The sequence below is a fragment of the Hymenobacter jeollabukensis genome, from assembly GCF_005771675.1.
In the GTDB taxonomy this organism is placed as follows: domain Bacteria; phylum Bacteroidota; class Bacteroidia; order Cytophagales; family Hymenobacteraceae; genus Solirubrum; species Solirubrum jeollabukense.
Map to the genome: position 1 here is coordinate 141,703 of NZ_VAJM01000008.1, position 15,261 is coordinate 156,963.

Below are 15,261 nucleotides of genomic sequence, written 5' to 3' on the forward strand. Positions count from 1 at the left end.
CTGTCGGCTTGGGCTGTCTGCGCCCCGGCAGCTTTAGCGGAGCGGGGGCAAGGTCAGCTCGGCGTAGGCCGGCGGCGTTTCGGCGGTTACGCCGCCGTCTTTACCGGCGCGCAGCAGCTTGAGCACGGCGCGGCCGGGGGCTATCCAGCGTACTTCCTGCGGCTCCCAGGCGGTGGGGAAACGTTGCCAAAGCCTGCGCGGACCCGCCGCCGTTATTTCCACCAGGCTCAGGGCGTTGGGCTGTTCGCCGCCGCCCAGGCCGGGGCTGCTGAGCAGCACCAAGCGGCCGTCGGGTGCCACCGAGGGGGAGCCCAGCAGCTCCGCGTGGCGGCCGGTGCGCTGGTCGACCAGCACCACGCCCGCCGACTCCCAGTACCAGGCCTGCACCACCCACTGATGCGCCGTGGGCAGGCTGCCCCAGTACTGGTAGCGCACCGCGTTGTCGTTTTGGGGCGTAAACGCGGCCGGGGGCGTCGACGAAAGGCGTACGGCCGGGCCCTGCGCGGGCTGCAGCAGCAGCGCAAGGCCCTGCCGCCGCACCCGACCCTGGGCCGTGGCCAGGGCCTGCACTTCGGCCGTGCTGTCGTTGAATATTTCCGGCAGGCTGCTGACGGGCAGCTTGTTGAACGCCGCCGCGGAGCTGGGGTGCAACTCCAGCACCACCCCGCCCGGCAGGTGGAGCGTATCGGTAGGACTGGCGGACGGAGTAGTGGCAGCAGGAGCAGCCGGCGGCACCGCCGCGGCGGGCACTGCCCCCGATTCGGCGGCGGGGCTATCGGGGCGGCAGGCGGCCAGTAGGGCCAGTAAAGCCAGGCGGGAAGCTTGTTTCATGGGGCGGCTGATCAGCAGGTAGAGCAGTGGTTTGAAGCGTGGGCCGGTCAGCTTGGTGCACGGGCCGGAGCACCACGGCAGATCCAAAGGCAGTTGGCGCATAGGACGCCTCGGTAGGTTGCGCCACGCGGCCATACGCTCCCCGGTGTACTGCTTAACCCTGGCAGGGGTTGGCTGCCCTGCTGCTACATCGGGCCGGGAAACGTGCCCCAGAGCTATTCTGAACCAGCGCGGCGGTTTGGGCCTACGTCCGCTCAAACGGGTTGGCCGGCACCACCAGCACCACCTTTTCGCGCTCTACTGCCACCTGCCCCGGTAGGGCGCCCTTGGGCTTGCGCACGAACTTTTTGGGCGTGACGGTGACCGGGCAGAGCGAGTCGTTCTGACGGCGCGAGTACCAGGCGGCCAGCTGGGCGGCGCGCTCCACCACCGGCGCGGGCACCGCGTGGCCCGGCCGCTGGCGAATAACCACGTGCGAGCCGCTCACGTCCTTGGCGTGCAGCCACAGGTCGTCCTTGTGGGCGTAGCGTTGGGTGAGCAGGTCGTTGTTCTGCGCGTTGCGCCCGACCAAAATGGTGAAGCCTGAGTCCTCGAATACCTTGAACGGCAGTTCCGTGGCCGCCGCCTTGGCCTGCAGGGCCGGATCGAGGCCGTGCTGCTTGCGCCAGGCGCGCAGCTGGCGCAGGTCGGGCAGGGTGGACAGCTCCTCCAGCCGCTCCAAGCACCACAGCGCCTCGGTTTCGCGGCGGTCGGCTCGCTCCTGTAGTTGCTGCTGCTCGATCTGCTGGTTTTTGGCCTTGCGGTAGAGGTTCTGGGCCGTGCGCTGGGGCGTTTCGGTGGGCTTGAGCTTGATCAGGCGCGGCTGGTCGTTTTGGTAGAAATCGAGTAATTCCACCGAGGCCGCGCCGGCCGGAATCTGGTGCAGGTTGGCCATGATCAGGTCGGCCGTCTGGCGGTAGCTGGCTTCGTGCTCCAGCGCGTGCAGACGCTTGCGGGCCATGCTGGCGCTGGTGGCGGCTTCGTCGGCGCGCTTTTCCAGGGTTTGGCGCAGCTGGCGTAGCTCGCCCTCGTAGGCGCCGCGGCCCAGCAGCAGCGGCACGAAGGCGCGCAGGGCCGCCACCGGGTCGGGCGGCAGCGTCTGCTCTACCTCGCCCACCGGCAGCAAACTCAGCCGCGTGCGCCCGGCCAGGCTGATGATGTAGAGGGCCGGGGGCTGCTCCAGCAGGCCCAGCAGCTCCTGCAGCAGGGCCACGCGTTCGGGCGGCGGGGCCGCGTCGTAGCCGCGCTGCCGCAGCCAGTGGCGCGGCACCTCGCCCAGGGTGGGGTAGAGGCGGGCCGGGTCGGGGTGGGCGGCTACCTCAGCCGGCGTGGGGTCGGGGCGCGGGGGCACGTCGCGCAGGGCCGCATCGGCGGTGAAGCGCTGCTGAAACAGCTGGGCCGGCAGGGCCGCATCGGCGGGGTAGAACACGGCGTTGGCGTGCGGCCCGAACAGCTTCAGCAGCAGCTCGGCGCCGCTGCCAAACTGCAGGTGCAGCACCCGGTCGTTGGGCGTCACCAGCACCTGCTGCACCTGCTGGCCAAGCAGGGCGGGCAGCAGATCCACCGAGTTCTGGCGGGCGCGGTGGAAGCTGTCGGACAAACTCAGCAGGGGCTGGGTGCCGGCCAGGCGGGCCTTCAGCCAGAACTCCGCCGCGCCGTCCGTCAGCCCGATGACCAGCTCGTCCTTTTCCTGCGAAAAGCAGGTGGCCACGCGGTAGTCGGCCAGCTGCCGCGTCAGGGCCGGGGCCAGCAGGCGCAGGAAGTAATAGTTGTTGTGCATGGGAAGAGGCGCGGGCGTACGGCGCAAGTTGAGGATTTTACCGCGCCGGTATCCACACGTGGCGCTGGCAGGGCGCGAGTCAGCGCCGCGCCGAGGCTGGTTGGCTTAGCGTCTCCGGCTTCGCCAGAGGAAAGCGCCCGGCGCGTTTTTTACGCGGTTTCGTAGAATTCCAGCGGCAGCTGGTCGGGGTCGAAGAAGAAGGTGAAGCGGCGGCCGGTGTACTCGTCGGTGCGCACCGGCTCGCACGCCACGCCGTGCCGGGCCAGGTGCTGCACGGCGGCATCCACATCGGCCACGGCGAAGGCCAGGTGACGCAGGCCCGTGGCCTCGGGGCGGCTGGGGCGCACGGGCGGCGCAGGAAAGGAAAACAGCTCGATGAGGTACTCCCCGTTCAGTGCCAGGTCCAGCTTCCAGGAGGCGCGCTCGGCGCGGTATACTTCCTGCACGATGCTCAGGCCCAACACCTCAGTGTAGAAGCGCTTGGACGCGGCGTAATCAGAGCAGATGATGGCGACGTGGTGCAGGCGTTGCAGGTGAAGCATGGCGGCAAGCTTGAAAGTTAAATATCACAGCCCAGTGAAACATCCAGACGCAACACATACCCTTGCCGGAGGACAAAAGGCTTGGTTTGAAGCTCGTAATACTCTATGCTGTTGACTTTTAAGGTATAAAGGCCTGGAGCTAGGGACTGTGTGATGCCGCCGGTTTCCGAAGTTGTGCCTTTCAGTTCAGTGTGAGTTTGGGTTTCCGTGATAGTAAACTGAGCACCGGGCAGTGGATCCAGGCTAAGCCAATCAAATACCCGAACCCGAAGCAACCCACCTTGCGGCACCTGCTCGGGCTTATGTCGCTCCGCTACCACCCGGTATTTACTAACCTGCCAGGGGCCGGCGCTGGTTTGCCAACGGTAAGGTGGTGCCGTGCAGGTTGTCAACACGCTAACTGATGCCCCTAGCAGCAGGTAGCAGCAGGAGTATGCGCGCCGTAAAGCAGCAACTACAGTCATAAAGGATCCGTGCTTGATTACGGGGCAAAGTCCAGGTAGTGGTTAAAAAACGGCAGCAGCTTCTGGTACATGCGCCCGTCGGGGCCCATCACGCGGTTGCCGTGGTCACCCTGGTACTCCTCGGCCGTGTGCGCCACGCCGAAGGCAGTCAGCGCGGTGCTCAGCTCCCGGCAGGTGACGGGAATGTGCCGTAGCTGGTCCTGGGCACCCCAGTCAAAGGCCAGGCCGCGCAGTTGGCGCAGGGCCGCCAGGTGCGTGGGCAGCAGCGCCAGCGGCGTTGCGGTGGCCCACTGCCGCAGCACCGCGTCGCGGCGAGCGAGGCTGTCGGGGCCGGGGTAGCGGAGCAGCGCCGCGCCGAAAGGGCCCTGCCCGGGCGCGGGCGAAAAGGCACGGGCCACGGAGAGCAGGCGCACGGCGTTGAAATCCTTCAGCACCTCGGCCCGGGTAGTGGCGCGGGCGGCTACGGCCTGGCTGGGGCGGTCGGCCATCCATTCGGCGTGGGGCGCCACCAGGCCGGGGCTGAGGGCATAGGCGGCGGCCCAGGTGCCGGGGTAGAGCAGGGCCAGGCGCAGCACGCCGTTGCCGCCCATCGAGTGACCGGCCAGCCCGCGGCTGCCGGGCCGCGCCAGCGTGCGGTACTGTTGGTCGATGAAGCTCACCAGCTCGCGGGCCGTAAAGTCGGCCCAGGGGCCGTTGGTGGCCGAATTGGCGTAGAAGCTGCCCATGTACAGCGTCGACTCGTTGGGCACCACCACGAGCAGCGGGCGGATCTGCCCGGCGGCAATGGCCGCGTCGAGCAGGCGGGCCATGCCGTCGGCGTGAAAAATCAGGCTGTCGTTCCAACTGAAGCCGTGCAGGTAGTAGAGCACCGGGTAGCGCTTTGCCGGGTTGGCCGCGTAGCCCGGCGGCAGGTACACGCTCACCCGGCGGCGCGGGTTTTCGCCGCCCGCGTTGCCGCGCAGCAGCCGGGAGTCGAGGTAGGTGGTGACGACGCGGCCGGTGGGCGCGGTCTGCGCGAAGGCGTACGGCAGCCCTGCCAGTAGCAGCAGGGCCAGCAGAAGATATTTCATCGGCGGCGAAGATACCGCAAGCGGCAGGACCGCGCAGGAGCCGTTCAGATCAGCAGTTCCGCCTTAGCGGGAATTGAAGCGGCGGGCACCACGTCCAGGATTGTTTCGTTGTCCCAGAGCTCAAACGGATCCAATACCAGGACAGCCAGTGGTGAACCGCCCGAAATCTGAACGAACAACAGAATCAGATTATCGGTCAGGCCGCTGCCGTAGGGCAAACGAGTCAGCGGCTGATAGTTGGCCGAGGCTGCGGCCGCACGGCAGGCCGCCAGGGCCTCCGCTGAAAACTCAAATCCGGCGGAATACCAAAGGGCCTGCAACTCTCCGACCGGAATGTCGCGCCGCAGCTGCTGCATCACCCTCTGCCAGTCACGCAGCTGGCTCATAGCTCCAGCCGTAGCCCGTCGTAGGCCAGGCGCACGTGGGCGGGCAGGGTGGCTTCCACCTCGCGGTGCTTGCCGAGCAGGTGACTGATGTGGGTGAGGTAGGCGCGCTTAGGCTGCACGTCCTCAATGACTTCCAGCGCCTCCGAGAGGCTGAAGTGCGAAATGTGCGGCTCGTGGCGCAGGGCGTTGAGCACCAGCACGTCGGAGCCGCGAAGCTGCTCGCGGGCCTCCGTGGAAAGGTGGTTGGCGTCGGTGACGTAGCTGAAGTGCCCCACGCGGAAGCCGAGCACCGGTAGCTTGTAGTGCAGGGCCCGAATGGGTTGAAATTCGATGCCCTCGACCTCGAAAGCGTCGGTGTCGCTCAGGATGGGCACCGTCTGCACCCGCGGCACGCCGGGATACTTCTGATCAGCGAAGATGTAGGCGTACTCGCGCTTGAGCTGCTCCAGCACCCGCGGCTCGGCGTACACGGGCATGTCCTGCTGCTGCTTGAAGTTGTAGGCGCGGATGTCGTCCATGCCGCCGGTGTGGTCCTTGTGCTCGTGCGTAAACACCAGCGCATCGAGCCGGTCGACCCGCTCGCGCAGCACCTGCTGCCGAAAGTCGGGCCCGGAGTCGATGACGATGCTGCGCCCCTGCACCTGCAGGTGCACCGACACGCGCAGGCGCTTGTCGCGGAAGTCCACCGAACGGCACACGTCGCAGTGGCAGCCGATAACCGGTACCCCCTGCGAAGTACCCGTGCCGAGGAAAGTAACTACCACTCCGTTGGAATTGTGAATTCTGAATGCTGAATTATGAATTAGCAGAACGGCCCAGCGGCCCCCCAATTCATAATTCAGCATTCAGAATTAACCTGATTACCCAATGTGCTGCTTCACGGTGCGCACCAGGGCGTCGAAGTCCAGGGGCTTGGGGAGGTAGTCCGTCACGCCGGCTTCGCGGAAGTCGTCCATGGAGTAGTTGTTGGCGTTGCCGGTAATGGCAATGATGGGCACCTGGCGGATTTTATCGTTGGTGCTCTGGCGGATTTCGCGGGCCACGGTCATGCCGTCTTTTACCGGAATATTTATATCCAGTAAAATGCAGTCGATGGGCTGGGCTTCGAGCTGTTTCATCACCTCACCGCCGTTTTTAGCCGACACGATGCGGTACTTCTGCAGCTCCAGGATCTTCTTGGTCAGGTTCAGAATCACGGAGCTGTCCTCCGCAATCAGAATGGTTTTCGAGTCGGACATGACTGCTAGCTAAGGGTTTGGGGGAAGGTGGTGTGGAGCGGTACTGCAAAAATGGCCCGTCAGGGGGCGCTGGTGCGGGCCGGGTACTCCCGGATGAACTCTGCGAAGTAATGCAAAAGCGCCTGAAAATCCCGCACGGCATGTTCTGTACGGCCTTGCTTGAGCTCATGTTCGAGGTGTTTGGCCTGCTCGGCCAGCCGCGTCAGGCCCAGGGTGAAGCCGGTGCCCTTGAGCTGGTGCAGGTGGGGCAGGATGTCGGCGTACCGGCCGGCCGCTACTATTGCCTTGGCTTCGTCCAATAGCGGGCCAGCCTCCTGCTCAAAGTCGCTGAACAGGCTGGCGGCAAAATCGGCCCCGCCCAGCTGGCGCAGCTGCTCCACCGTGTCGAGGTCGATGACGGGGCGCGGGTCCGCGGCGTACGCAGCCGCCTCTTCGGCCACCGTCGGGGCCTCGATTTCGGCGACTGGCGAAGCCTCGGGGGCGGTTTGGCCCTCGTCCTCGTCGGCTACCGGGGCCAGGGCTACGGCCAGCTGCGGGCGCCAGCGGTGCAGCACCTCGTAGAGGTCCTGGCTTTTCACCGGCTTGGGCACGTAGTCGTCCATGCCTTCCTGCACGAAGCGCTCCGCGTCTTCCTTCATGGAGTAGGCCGTCATGGCCACCACCGGCGGGCAGGCCGGCCCGAGGCGGCGGCGGATTTCGCGCATGGCCGTCACGCCGTCCATTTCCGGCATCTGGATGTCCATGAAAATCACGTCGTAGCGCACCCCGCTGGTAGCCAGGCCGATGGCCTCGAACCCGTCGCCGGCCACGTCGGTCTGGCAGCCGAGCTTGTCGAGCAGGCGCACCGCCACCTTCTGGTTGATGGGGTTGTCGTCGACGAGCAGCACCCGGGGGCTTTGCTCGAAGCGCAGCACGCCCACCTGCGACCGGTCGCGCGAGGCCTGCCGCTCCTGCAGGATGGCTTCCTCGTTTTCGGCCACCCGGCAGCGGATGGTAAACCAGAAGGTGGCCCCTTCGCCCACCACCGAATCAACGCCAATCTTGCCGCCCATCAGCTCGGTGAGCTGCTTGCTGATGGCCAGGCCCAGGCCCGTGCCGCCAAACGACTTGGTGGGCGTGGTGTCGAGCTGGGTGAAGTTGGTGAAGAGCAGCTTGGCGTTTTCGGGCGAGATGCCGATGCCCGAGTCCTTCACCTCGAAGCGCAGGGTGTGTTCCACGCCGTCGGTGAAGACGGAGGTGGCGCGCACCGTCACGCTGCCCTGCTGGGTGAACTTGATGGCGTTCGAGGTCAGGTTCGAGAGGACCTGCAGCAGGCGCGTTTCGTCGGTGATGATGAAGCGCGGGGTGTGCGGCGTGATTTCGTAGGTGAAATCGAGCTGCTTCTGCTGGGCGCGGTTGGCGAAGAGCGAGTGAATCTTCTCCAGCGTGTAGTGCAGGTCCATGCCCTCCTCGTTGAGCTCCATCTTGCCCGCCTGAATCTTCGAAAGGTCCAGGATGTCGTTCAAGATGGCCAGCAGCGCGTCGGAGGACTTGCGCAGCGTGTCGATGTACTCTTCCTGCTCCTCGGAGGCCACGGTCTGGTGCAGCAAATCAATCATGCCGATGATGCCGTTCATCGGGGTGCGCAGCTCGTGGCTCATGTTGGCCAGAAACTGCGTTTTGGCGTGCAGGGCGGTTTCGGCCTCGTCCTTGGCGCGGCGCAAATCGTCCTGCATCTGCTTGAAATCCGTCACGTCGCGGGCAATGCCCTCGATGCCGGCCATGCGGCCCTGCTCGTCGTAGAGGGCGCGGGCATTCACCAGCACCTTCACCGCGTGGCCGTCCTTGTGAATGAGCGAGGTTTCGAAGTTGCGCACCACGCCGCCGCCGAGTTCCAGCTCGCTGATCAAGTCGGCGCGGTGCTCGGGGTGCTCGTAGTAGTCGGCCACGCGGTGGCCCACCACTTCCTCGGGCAGGTAGCCCACGATGTCGACCACCGAGGGCGAAATGATGGTGATGACGCCCTTCTCGTCGGTGCGGTAGTAGATGTCCTGGAACGACTCAAAGATGGCGCGGAATTTCTCTTCCTGCGCCGCCATTTCCAGCAACGAGCGTTTCTTGTCGGTGATGTCGTGGGCAATGCCCGAAATTTCCTCGAAGGTGCCGTCGTCGAGGTAAATGGGGTTGAGGTAGATTTCGCGCCAGGTGTCGTGGCCGCGCACGTCGCGCAGGCGCACCTCGAAGCGCTGCGGCACGCCCTCAAAGGCCCGGGTATAGTGCTCGATGAACAGCTGCCGGGCGTCTTCCTCCATCATGGCCAGGTCGGCGTGCCAGAGGTTGATGTTCAGGGCCGGGTGCACGCCGTTGCGCCGCAGGAAGTAGGCGGCGTAGTTGCGGTTGAACGAGGTCAGGCGCGACTTCAGATCCACCGACCACATCAAGTGCGTCCCGCTCTCGAAGATGGCGTTGAGCCGCGCGTTCTGCTTGTTGATCTGCACCTCGTTGCGCTTCCGCTCGATGGCCAGGGCCACCTGGTTGGAGATGAAGTGCAGGATTTCGAGGTCGGAGGGGGCGTAGGCGTCGGGCTTGGTGTAGTCCTGCACCGTGATGACGCCGATGATCCGGTCACCGATGCTGAGCGGGGAGCAGAGCATCACCTCCGGCATCAGCCCGTAGGCCGTGATGGTGCCGTCGGCAATGAGGGCCTGCAAATCGGGCTTGAGCAGAATCTGTGGCTTGCCGGTGCGGATGATGTACTCCGACACGCCCGAGGAGAAGGGCCGCATCACCATCGCCTTCTCGCCCTGGGAGTTCTGATCGACGAAGTAGGCGAACTGCAATTGCGTGCGCGCCTCGTCGCAGAGAGCAATGTAGAAGTTGTTGGTTTCGATGATCTTGCTCAGCTCCCGGTGAATGGCCCCGTACAACGAGTGCAAATCCTTGGAGCTGATGGCCAGGTTGGCAATGCTGTAGTAGACCTTCTGCAGGCGCTCGGCCTTGATGCGGTCGGTGATGTCGTGCAGGATGGCGCGGGTGCTCACCGGCTCACCGTCGTCCCAGGAGCAGGTGATGGAGCCGATCAGGTGGACCGGCTTGCCCGTCTTGGTCAGAAAGACGGTTTCGAGCTTGTTGACTTTCTCGCCCTTGTAGAGGTTGCGCAGCTGGTAGAGCAGCTTGGCCTTGTAGTAGGGGTGCACCACGTCGGTGAGCGAGAGGCCGGGCAGCTCATCGGCCGAGTAGCCCAGCTTTTCCTTCCACGCCTTGTTGACGAACAGGAAGCGGTTGTCGATGCTCAGGTTCTGGATCAGGTCGTGGGCGTTGTCCAGGAAGTCCTGCAGCCGCGACTGACTTTCGCCCAGGGCCCGGGCCGTAAACTGGCCCTTGGTCACGTCGCGCCCCACGAACATCACGCCGTTGACCTGATTATCGGCGTCGCGCACGAACTCGGCGTACCAGTACACCGTGCGCCGGTGCCGGTCGTGGGCCAACAGAGAGCGTTCGAAGAAGTCCTGCAGCTCCTCGTGCTCCAGGGCGCGGCGGTAGGCGTAGCGGCGCGGCTCCCGCTCCACCTCGGGGGCAAACAGGTTGAAGTATTCCTGCCCGACCACCTGCTCGCGCGAGTAGCCCGTCATCACCAGGAAAAACTCGTTCACGTCGACGATGCGCCCGTCGCGGTCGAGCTGCAGAAAGCCCAGGTCGGCGCGGCTGAGCACCTCGCGCAGCTGCTCGCGCGAGCGGGTGGCGGCCTGCTCGTGCTGCAGGGCCTCATACTGCCGGCGGGTCTGCGTCACGTCGCGCAGGCTGAGCTCCACCACCACGCGCTGCTCGGGCAGCTCCAGGCGGTGCAGCGTGGCCCAGCCGTCGATGAGGGTTTCGTCCTGCCGGCGGCCGTACCAGTAGCGGGCGGCGGGCTGGCCGGTGCGGGCCGTGTGCAGCAGGGCTTCCTGCAGGGCGTCTTCGCCGTCCCAGTGCTGCTCGGTGGTGTGCTCGGGGCGCAGAAAAGCCATCAGCCCGGCCGAGAGCAGCACGGCGCGGGTGGTGCCCAGCAGCTCGAGGGCCCGCTGGTTGCAGTCGAAAAGCCGGCCGTGCTCGTCGTAGAGCAGCACGCCGTCGTAGGCGCCGTCGAAGAGGGCGCGGTACGTGGCGGCGTCGGTTGCGGCCTGGGGTTGGGTAGTATCGGAAAGCAGCGCCATGCGGGAGAACGAGCGGCCGGTCGCGCCGCCGTGGGGGAGGGGCGCGGCCGGGGGGCAGGGTTTACTTCTTAAATTTGTCAAATATATCCGAACCCCGGTGCGCATTCGTTGCGCGGCCGGCTTGGTTTTTTCCTTTTCCCTCGTGCGCCGCCTGCTCTTCGCCGTCACCACCGACCTGAATTACGACCAGCGGATGCAGCGCATCTGCGCCTCGCTGGCGCAGGCGGGCTACCAAGTACGGCTGGTGGGCCGCGAGTGGCCGAATTCCAAGCCGCTCACCGCCCAGCCTTACGAACAACACCGCCTGCGCTGCTGGTTCAGCCGGGGCAAGCTGTTCTACCTCGAATACAACCTGCGCCTGCTGCTGTACCTGCTCGGGCAGCGCGGCTTCGCGGCCTACGGCTGCGCCGACCTCGACGCGGCCCTGCCCACCTGGCTGCGGGCCCGCCTCTGCCGTCTGCCCTTCGTCTACGACGCGCACGAGCTGTTCACCGAAGTGCCCGAGGTGGTCAGCCGCCCGGCCGTACGCCGCCTGTGGCTGGCCGTGGAGCGGTTCGTGGTGCCCCGGACCACGCTGGCCTACACCGTGGGCCCGGCCCTGGCGCGGCTGTTTGAGCAGCGTTACGGCCGGCCCTTCGGCACGGTGCGCAACATCAGCCGGCTGGCCGAAAGCGCCCCGGCGGCGCAGAACGAAGGCTACATACTCTACCAAGGCGCCCTCAACGCCGGCCGCGGCCTGGAAGCCCTGCTCGAAGCCATGCCCGCGGTGCCGGCCCGCCTGGTCGTCTGCGGCGAAGGCGACCTGTCGGACGGCCTGCGGCAGCGCGCCGGGGAGCTGGGCCTGCTGCAGAGCGGCCGGGTGGAATTTCGCGGCTACGTGCTGCCTGCCGAGCTGCGCGAGGTATCGGCCCGGGCCGCCGTGGGCATCAGCGTGCTGGAAAATCTGGGGCTGAGCTACTATTACTCGCTGGCTAACAAGTTCTTCGACTACCTGCACGCCGGCGTGCCCCAGCTGATTTCGCCCTTTCCCGAGTACCAGGCCCTGAACCAGCAGTACCAGGTGGCCGAAGTGGTGCCCGAGCTGACGCCCGCCGCCCTGGCCACGGCCCTGAACCGCCTGCTCGGCGACGCCGCGCACTACCAGCAGCTGGCCCACAACTGCCAGCGCGCCCGCCTGGAGCTGAACTGGCAGCACGAGGAGCAGGAGCTGCACCGCCTGTTTGCCGCGCTCTGGCCCGCCGCCCAAGCCCCCGTTTCCGCATGAGCAAGCAACCCACTCTGCTGGTGGTAGCCGGCCCCACGGCAGTAGGCAAAACCGCCCTGTGCGTGCGCCTGGCCCAGCACTTCGGCACCGAGGTGGTGTCGGCCGACGCCCGGCAGTTTTTCCGCGAGATGCACATCGGCACGGCCAAGCCCACGCCCGAGGAAATGCAGGGCGTGCCCCACCACTTCGTCGATTCGCACAGCATCACCGAGGACTACAGCGCCGGCCGCTACGAAGCCGACTGCCTGCAGCTACTCCACGAGCTGTTCCAAAAGCACGAAGTCGTCATCCTCACCGGCGGCTCGGGCCTATACCTGCAGGCCGTCACCGACGGGCTGGACGAGTTGCCGCCCGCCGACGCGGAAATCCGGCAACAGCTGCAAGCGGAACTGGCCGAAAAAGGCCTGCCCGCGCTGGTCGAGGAGCTGGCGCGCCTGGACCCGCTGTGCCACCAGCGCATCGACCGGCAGAACCCGGTGCGCGTGCTGCGGGCCCTGGAAGTGTGCCGCAGCAGCGGCCGGCCCTTCAGCAGCTTTCACCAGGCCGGCCCGAAAGCCGAGCGGCCCTGGCGCACCGTGAAAGTGGCCCTGACGCGCGAGCGGGGCGAGCTGTATGAGCGCATCGACCAGCGCGTGGACCAGATGCTGGCCCAGGGCCTACTGGAAGAGGTGAAAGGCTTGCTGCCGCACCGCCACGCGCAGGCGCTGCAAACGGTGGGCTACCAGGAAATCTTCGGCTACCTCGACGGCCAGTACGACTGGCCCGAAGCCGTGCGCCTGCTCAAGCGCAACACCCGCCGCTACGCCAAGCGCCAGCTCACCTGGCTGCGCCGCGACGAAGCCTACCAGTGGCTGCACCCAGACGGGGCGGAAAGCTGGATTTGCTCTAATGTGCTGAGGTGAAAATGTGCTGAGGTGCTAATGGTCGTTCACCGATTGCATCAGCACCTCAGCACATTAAACGGATAGGATTTCCACCATGCGCATGAAGCCCTGGTTGATCATCTTCTTGCGCGAAATGCACTCCTGGAAGGGCGTGTAGACCAGTTTGCGGTCCACGATGCCGGCCATGACGTTGCGCATGCCGTTGAGCAGACCCTCCACGGCGGCAATACCGATCTGGGAGGCCAGCAGGCGGTCGGCGGCAGAGGGGGCGCCGCCGCGCTGGATGTGGCCGATTACGGTCACGCGGGCGTCCATCTCCGGAATGGCTTCCTTCACTTTGGCGGCAATGGTGGTGGCGTTGCCCTCTTCGTCGCCCTCGGCCACGATGATCAGGAAGGACGACTTCTGGCGCTTGCGGGCCACCTGCAGGGTTTCAATAACCGTATCGATGCTCTGCACCTGCTCGGGCACCAGCACGATTTCGGCCCCGCCGCCGATGGCGCAAGGAATGGCGATGTAGCCCGAGTCGCGGCCCATCACCTCCACGAAAAAGGCGCGGTCGTGCGAGTCGGCCGTGTCGCGGATTTTGTCGATGGCGTCGAGGGCCGTGTTCACGGCCGTGTCGTAGCCGATGGTGTAGTCGGTGCCGTAGAGGTCGTTGTCGATGGTGCCGGGGGCGCCCACCGTCGGAATACCAAATTCGCGCTCGAACAGCTCGGCGCCGGTAAAGGTGCCGTTGCCGCCGATGGCCACCAGGCCCTCGATGCGGTGATTGACGAGCTGGTCGAAAGCCTCCTGGCGGCCTTCCTTGGTGGTAAACCGCTGCGAGCGGGCCGACTTCAAAATGGTGCCGCCGCGCTGCACGATGTTGGCCACGGAGGTGGAATCGAGCTTGACGATTTCCCCCTTGATCATGCCCGAATAGCCGCGCATGATGCCGTAGACTTCGATGCCGTGATACAGGGCCGTGCGCACCACGGCGCGCACGGCGGCGTTCATACCGGGCGCGTCACCGCCGCTGGTAAACACTCCAATTCGCTTCATTCTTTCGTGGGTCAGAAGGACGATGCATCCGCGGATGGGCCGTCCATGAAATGGCAAAGGTACAAGAACCGGCTAACCGCCGCCGCTTGAGCTAAAATTTGTGCGCAAATATGAGCGGCAAAATGGCAGTTTTTTTCGCTTCCCCGTATTGAACGGTTGCGAGCGAAACCCTACCTTACCCCTCGCACCCGTCACTGCCCGCCATGGTCGCCGGGCCGGTGGCAAAACTCCCAGCCTTATCCGCGGCCGCTCCTCCTTCACCGTTTTACCCTGCCCGACCTATGTTTGGTTTCTTCGAAAGCGAACAGAATAAGAAAGTCCGCAGCCACATTCACAACCTGGCCGCCCTGGCCCGCATCGACGGGCACATCGACGAACGGGAAATGAATTTCCTGGTGGCCGTAGGCAAGAAGAATGGCCTGAGCGCCAACGATGTGCGCAGTGCCGTGTCGAATGCCAGCAACCACACGCTGCACATTCCCGACAACGACTCGGAGCGCTTCGACCAGATCTTCGACCTGGTGGACATGATGCTGGCCGACGGCGTGGTGGACGACAACGAAATGGATTTCTGCATCGATATGGCCGAGAAGCTGGGCTTCCGCAAGGCCATCGTGGGCGTGCTGGTGCGCAAAATCTCGATGGGCGTGCGCGACGGCCTGCCCCGCGAGCAGATTAAGGAAGAGTCGCAGGCTTTCCTGAATTTTCAGGGCAAGGGCGAGCCGGCCCACGGCGCCGGGCTGTAACCGCGCCACACTATATCCCAAGCACTCATCAAAAAGGCGCTCCTGCACGCAGGGGCGCCTTTTTAGCGTCATTTAAACTGCGCGAAGCCGAGCCACGCTGCAGGCAGGCAGCCGGGCGTTAGCGGCGGTAGCCGCGGGCCAGCAGCTCGGCTTTGGAGTTGACCTGCAGCTTGCGGTACACCTGCCGAATGTGGCTGCGCACCGTGTCGATGCTTAGGAACAGGCGGTCAGCAATGCGCTGGTAGCTCAGCCCGTCCTCGATACCGCGCACGATGTCCTGCTCGCGGGCCGTCAGCGGCTCCAGAGCCAGGCGTGGAGCGGGCTGGAAGTAGCGGATGACGTGGCGCGCAATGCCCGGCGACATGGGCGAGCCGCCGGCCGCCACCTGCAGCAGGTTTTCCTTGATGACGGGCAGGGGCGTGTCTTTCTCCAAGTAGCCCACCGCACCCGCCCGCAGCGAGTCGAACACGCGCTGCGCATCGGAATAGACGCTTAGCATGACTACCTCGGCCGTGGGCAGCAGCTGGCGCAGCGGCACCAGGCCCTCGATGCCCGACAGCCCGGGCAGTCCGATGTCGGACAGAATAAGCGTGGGGCGGTTATTCATGGTGGGTACCGCCGCCAGGAACTCCTCCACCGAGGCCGCGCTGAGCACGCAGCTGAATTCGGGCTGGGCGCACAGGTAGCCCGTCAGCGCTTCCCGAATCGTGGGCTGGTCTTCGATGATGCCAAGGTAAATCACAGGGCAAAGATCGGGGCTTGGCGGCGTTGGAAGTATAGCATGAAGATGTGAAAATAGCC

The 15,261-nt window shown here is 65.4% G+C and carries 14 protein-coding genes; 3 read left to right on the forward strand and 11 right to left on the reverse strand.

Annotation, left to right across the window (positions count from 1 at the left end; genetic code table 11):
• Nucleotides 1–33: 33 nt before the first annotated feature.
• The 9 genes from FDY95_RS15950 to FDY95_RS15990 form a co-directional block, all read right to left on the reverse strand.
• A complete protein-coding gene (locus FDY95_RS15950; protein ID WP_138079240.1) occupies nt 34–831 on the reverse strand; it encodes a hypothetical protein in 798 nt (265 codons plus the stop codon).
• A 244-nt stretch (nt 832–1,075) separates the two neighbouring features.
• Nucleotides 1,076–2,650: an NFACT RNA binding domain-containing protein gene (locus FDY95_RS15955; RefSeq protein WP_138079242.1), complete on the reverse strand. Its 1,575-nt coding sequence runs from the start codon at nt 2,648–2,650 to the stop codon at nt 1,076–1,078.
• 149 nt (nt 2,651–2,799) lie between these two features.
• Nucleotides 2,800–3,192 (reverse strand): VOC family protein, encoded by a 393-nt coding sequence (locus tag FDY95_RS15960; RefSeq protein WP_138079244.1) that lies wholly within the window; start codon nt 3,190–3,192, stop codon nt 2,800–2,802.
• A gap of 17 nt (nt 3,193–3,209) precedes the next feature.
• Nucleotides 3,210–3,656: a carboxypeptidase-like regulatory domain-containing protein gene (locus FDY95_RS15965; protein ID WP_138079246.1), complete on the reverse strand. Its 447-nt coding sequence runs from the start codon at nt 3,654–3,656 to the stop codon at nt 3,210–3,212.
• A 17-nt stretch (nt 3,657–3,673) separates the two neighbouring features.
• Nucleotides 3,674–4,726 carry an alpha/beta hydrolase gene (locus tag FDY95_RS15970; protein WP_138079248.1) on the reverse strand — a complete coding sequence of 351 codons (1,053 nt, stop codon included), beginning with the start codon at nt 4,724–4,726 and terminating at the stop codon, nt 3,674–3,676.
• Nucleotides 4,727–4,770: 44 nt separating this feature from the next.
• Nucleotides 4,771–5,112: a hypothetical protein gene (locus FDY95_RS15975; RefSeq protein WP_138079250.1), complete on the reverse strand. Its 342-nt coding sequence runs from the start codon at nt 5,110–5,112 to the stop codon at nt 4,771–4,773.
• The gene (locus tag FDY95_RS15980; protein WP_138079252.1) at nt 5,109–5,876 is read right to left on the reverse strand and encodes an MBL fold metallo-hydrolase; all 768 of its coding nucleotides are present in this window, start codon (nt 5,874–5,876) and stop codon (nt 5,109–5,111) included. The genes FDY95_RS15975 and FDY95_RS15980 overlap by 4 nt, the downstream gene beginning before the upstream one ends.
• A gap of 96 nt (nt 5,877–5,972) precedes the next feature.
• Entirely contained in the window at nt 5,973–6,350 is a 378-nt protein-coding gene (locus tag FDY95_RS15985; RefSeq protein ID WP_111477267.1) for a response regulator, read from the reverse strand.
• 59 nt (nt 6,351–6,409) lie between these two features.
• Complete coding sequence (locus FDY95_RS15990; protein ID WP_138079254.1) at nt 6,410–10,522, reverse strand: PAS domain S-box protein; 4,113 nt, start codon at nt 10,520–10,522, stop codon at nt 6,410–6,412.
• A gap of 142 nt (nt 10,523–10,664) precedes the next feature.
• Here FDY95_RS15990 and FDY95_RS15995 point away from each other — a divergent pair, with 142 nt between their 5' ends.
• Together FDY95_RS15995 and miaA are read left to right on the forward strand one after the other, a co-directional pair.
• Entirely contained in the window at nt 10,665–11,786 is a 1,122-nt protein-coding gene (locus tag FDY95_RS15995; RefSeq protein WP_171025712.1) for a glycosyltransferase, read from the forward strand.
• Nucleotides 11,783–12,688, forward strand: coding sequence for a tRNA (adenosine(37)-N6)-dimethylallyltransferase MiaA (gene miaA / locus FDY95_RS16000; RefSeq protein WP_138079258.1), 906 nt, complete (start codon nt 11,783–11,785; stop codon nt 12,686–12,688). Before FDY95_RS15995 ends, miaA begins: the two co-directional genes overlap by 4 nt.
• 54 nt (nt 12,689–12,742) lie before the next feature.
• On the opposite strand, the gene pfkA is transcribed toward miaA, so the two are convergent.
• The gene (gene pfkA / locus FDY95_RS16005; RefSeq protein WP_138079260.1) at nt 12,743–13,714 is read right to left on the reverse strand and encodes a 6-phosphofructokinase; all 972 of its coding nucleotides are present in this window, start codon (nt 13,712–13,714) and stop codon (nt 12,743–12,745) included.
• Nucleotides 13,715–13,995: 281 nt separating this feature from the next.
• Here pfkA and FDY95_RS16010 point away from each other — a divergent pair, with 281 nt between their 5' ends.
• A complete protein-coding gene (locus tag FDY95_RS16010) occupies nt 13,996–14,460 on the forward strand; it encodes a tellurite resistance TerB family protein (RefSeq protein ID WP_138079262.1) in 465 nt (154 codons plus the stop codon).
• A gap of 118 nt (nt 14,461–14,578) precedes the next feature.
• Here FDY95_RS16010 and FDY95_RS16015 read toward each other — a convergent pair whose 3' ends face one another.
• Nucleotides 14,579–15,202, reverse strand: a complete 624-nt coding sequence (locus FDY95_RS16015) for a response regulator (RefSeq protein ID WP_138079264.1) — start codon at nt 15,200–15,202, stop codon at nt 14,579–14,581.
• Between the last annotated feature and the right edge of the window lie 59 nt (nt 15,203–15,261).

Coding starts and splice junctions, on each gene's coding strand:
- FDY95_RS15950 (WP_138079240.1), bottom strand. CDS start 831: ATGAAACAAGCTTCCCGCCTGGCTTTACTGGCCCTACTGGCCGCCTGC.
- FDY95_RS15955 (WP_138079242.1), bottom strand. CDS start 2,650: ATGCACAACAACTATTACTTCCTGCGCCTGCTGGCCCCGGCCCTGACG.
- FDY95_RS15960 (WP_138079244.1), bottom strand. CDS start 3,192: ATGCTTCACCTGCAACGCCTGCACCACGTCGCCATCATCTGCTCTGAT.
- FDY95_RS15965 (WP_138079246.1), bottom strand. CDS start 3,656: ATGACTGTAGTTGCTGCTTTACGGCGCGCATACTCCTGCTGCTACCTG.
- FDY95_RS15970 (WP_138079248.1), bottom strand. CDS start 4,726: ATGAAATATCTTCTGCTGGCCCTGCTGCTACTGGCAGGGCTGCCGTAC.
- FDY95_RS15975 (WP_138079250.1), bottom strand. CDS start 5,112: ATGAGCCAGCTGCGTGACTGGCAGAGGGTGATGCAGCAGCTGCGGCGC.
- FDY95_RS15985 (WP_111477267.1), bottom strand. CDS start 6,350: ATGTCCGACTCGAAAACCATTCTGATTGCGGAGGACAGCTCCGTGATT.
- FDY95_RS15990 (WP_138079254.1), bottom strand. CDS start 10,522: ATGGCGCTGCTTTCCGATACTACCCAACCCCAGGCCGCAACCGACGCC.
- miaA (WP_138079258.1), top strand. CDS start 11,783: ATGAGCAAGCAACCCACTCTGCTGGTGGTAGCCGGCCCCACGGCAGTA.
- pfkA (WP_138079260.1), bottom strand. CDS start 13,714: ATGAAGCGAATTGGAGTGTTTACCAGCGGCGGTGACGCGCCCGGTATG.
- FDY95_RS16010 (WP_138079262.1), top strand. CDS start 13,996: ATGTTTGGTTTCTTCGAAAGCGAACAGAATAAGAAAGTCCGCAGCCAC.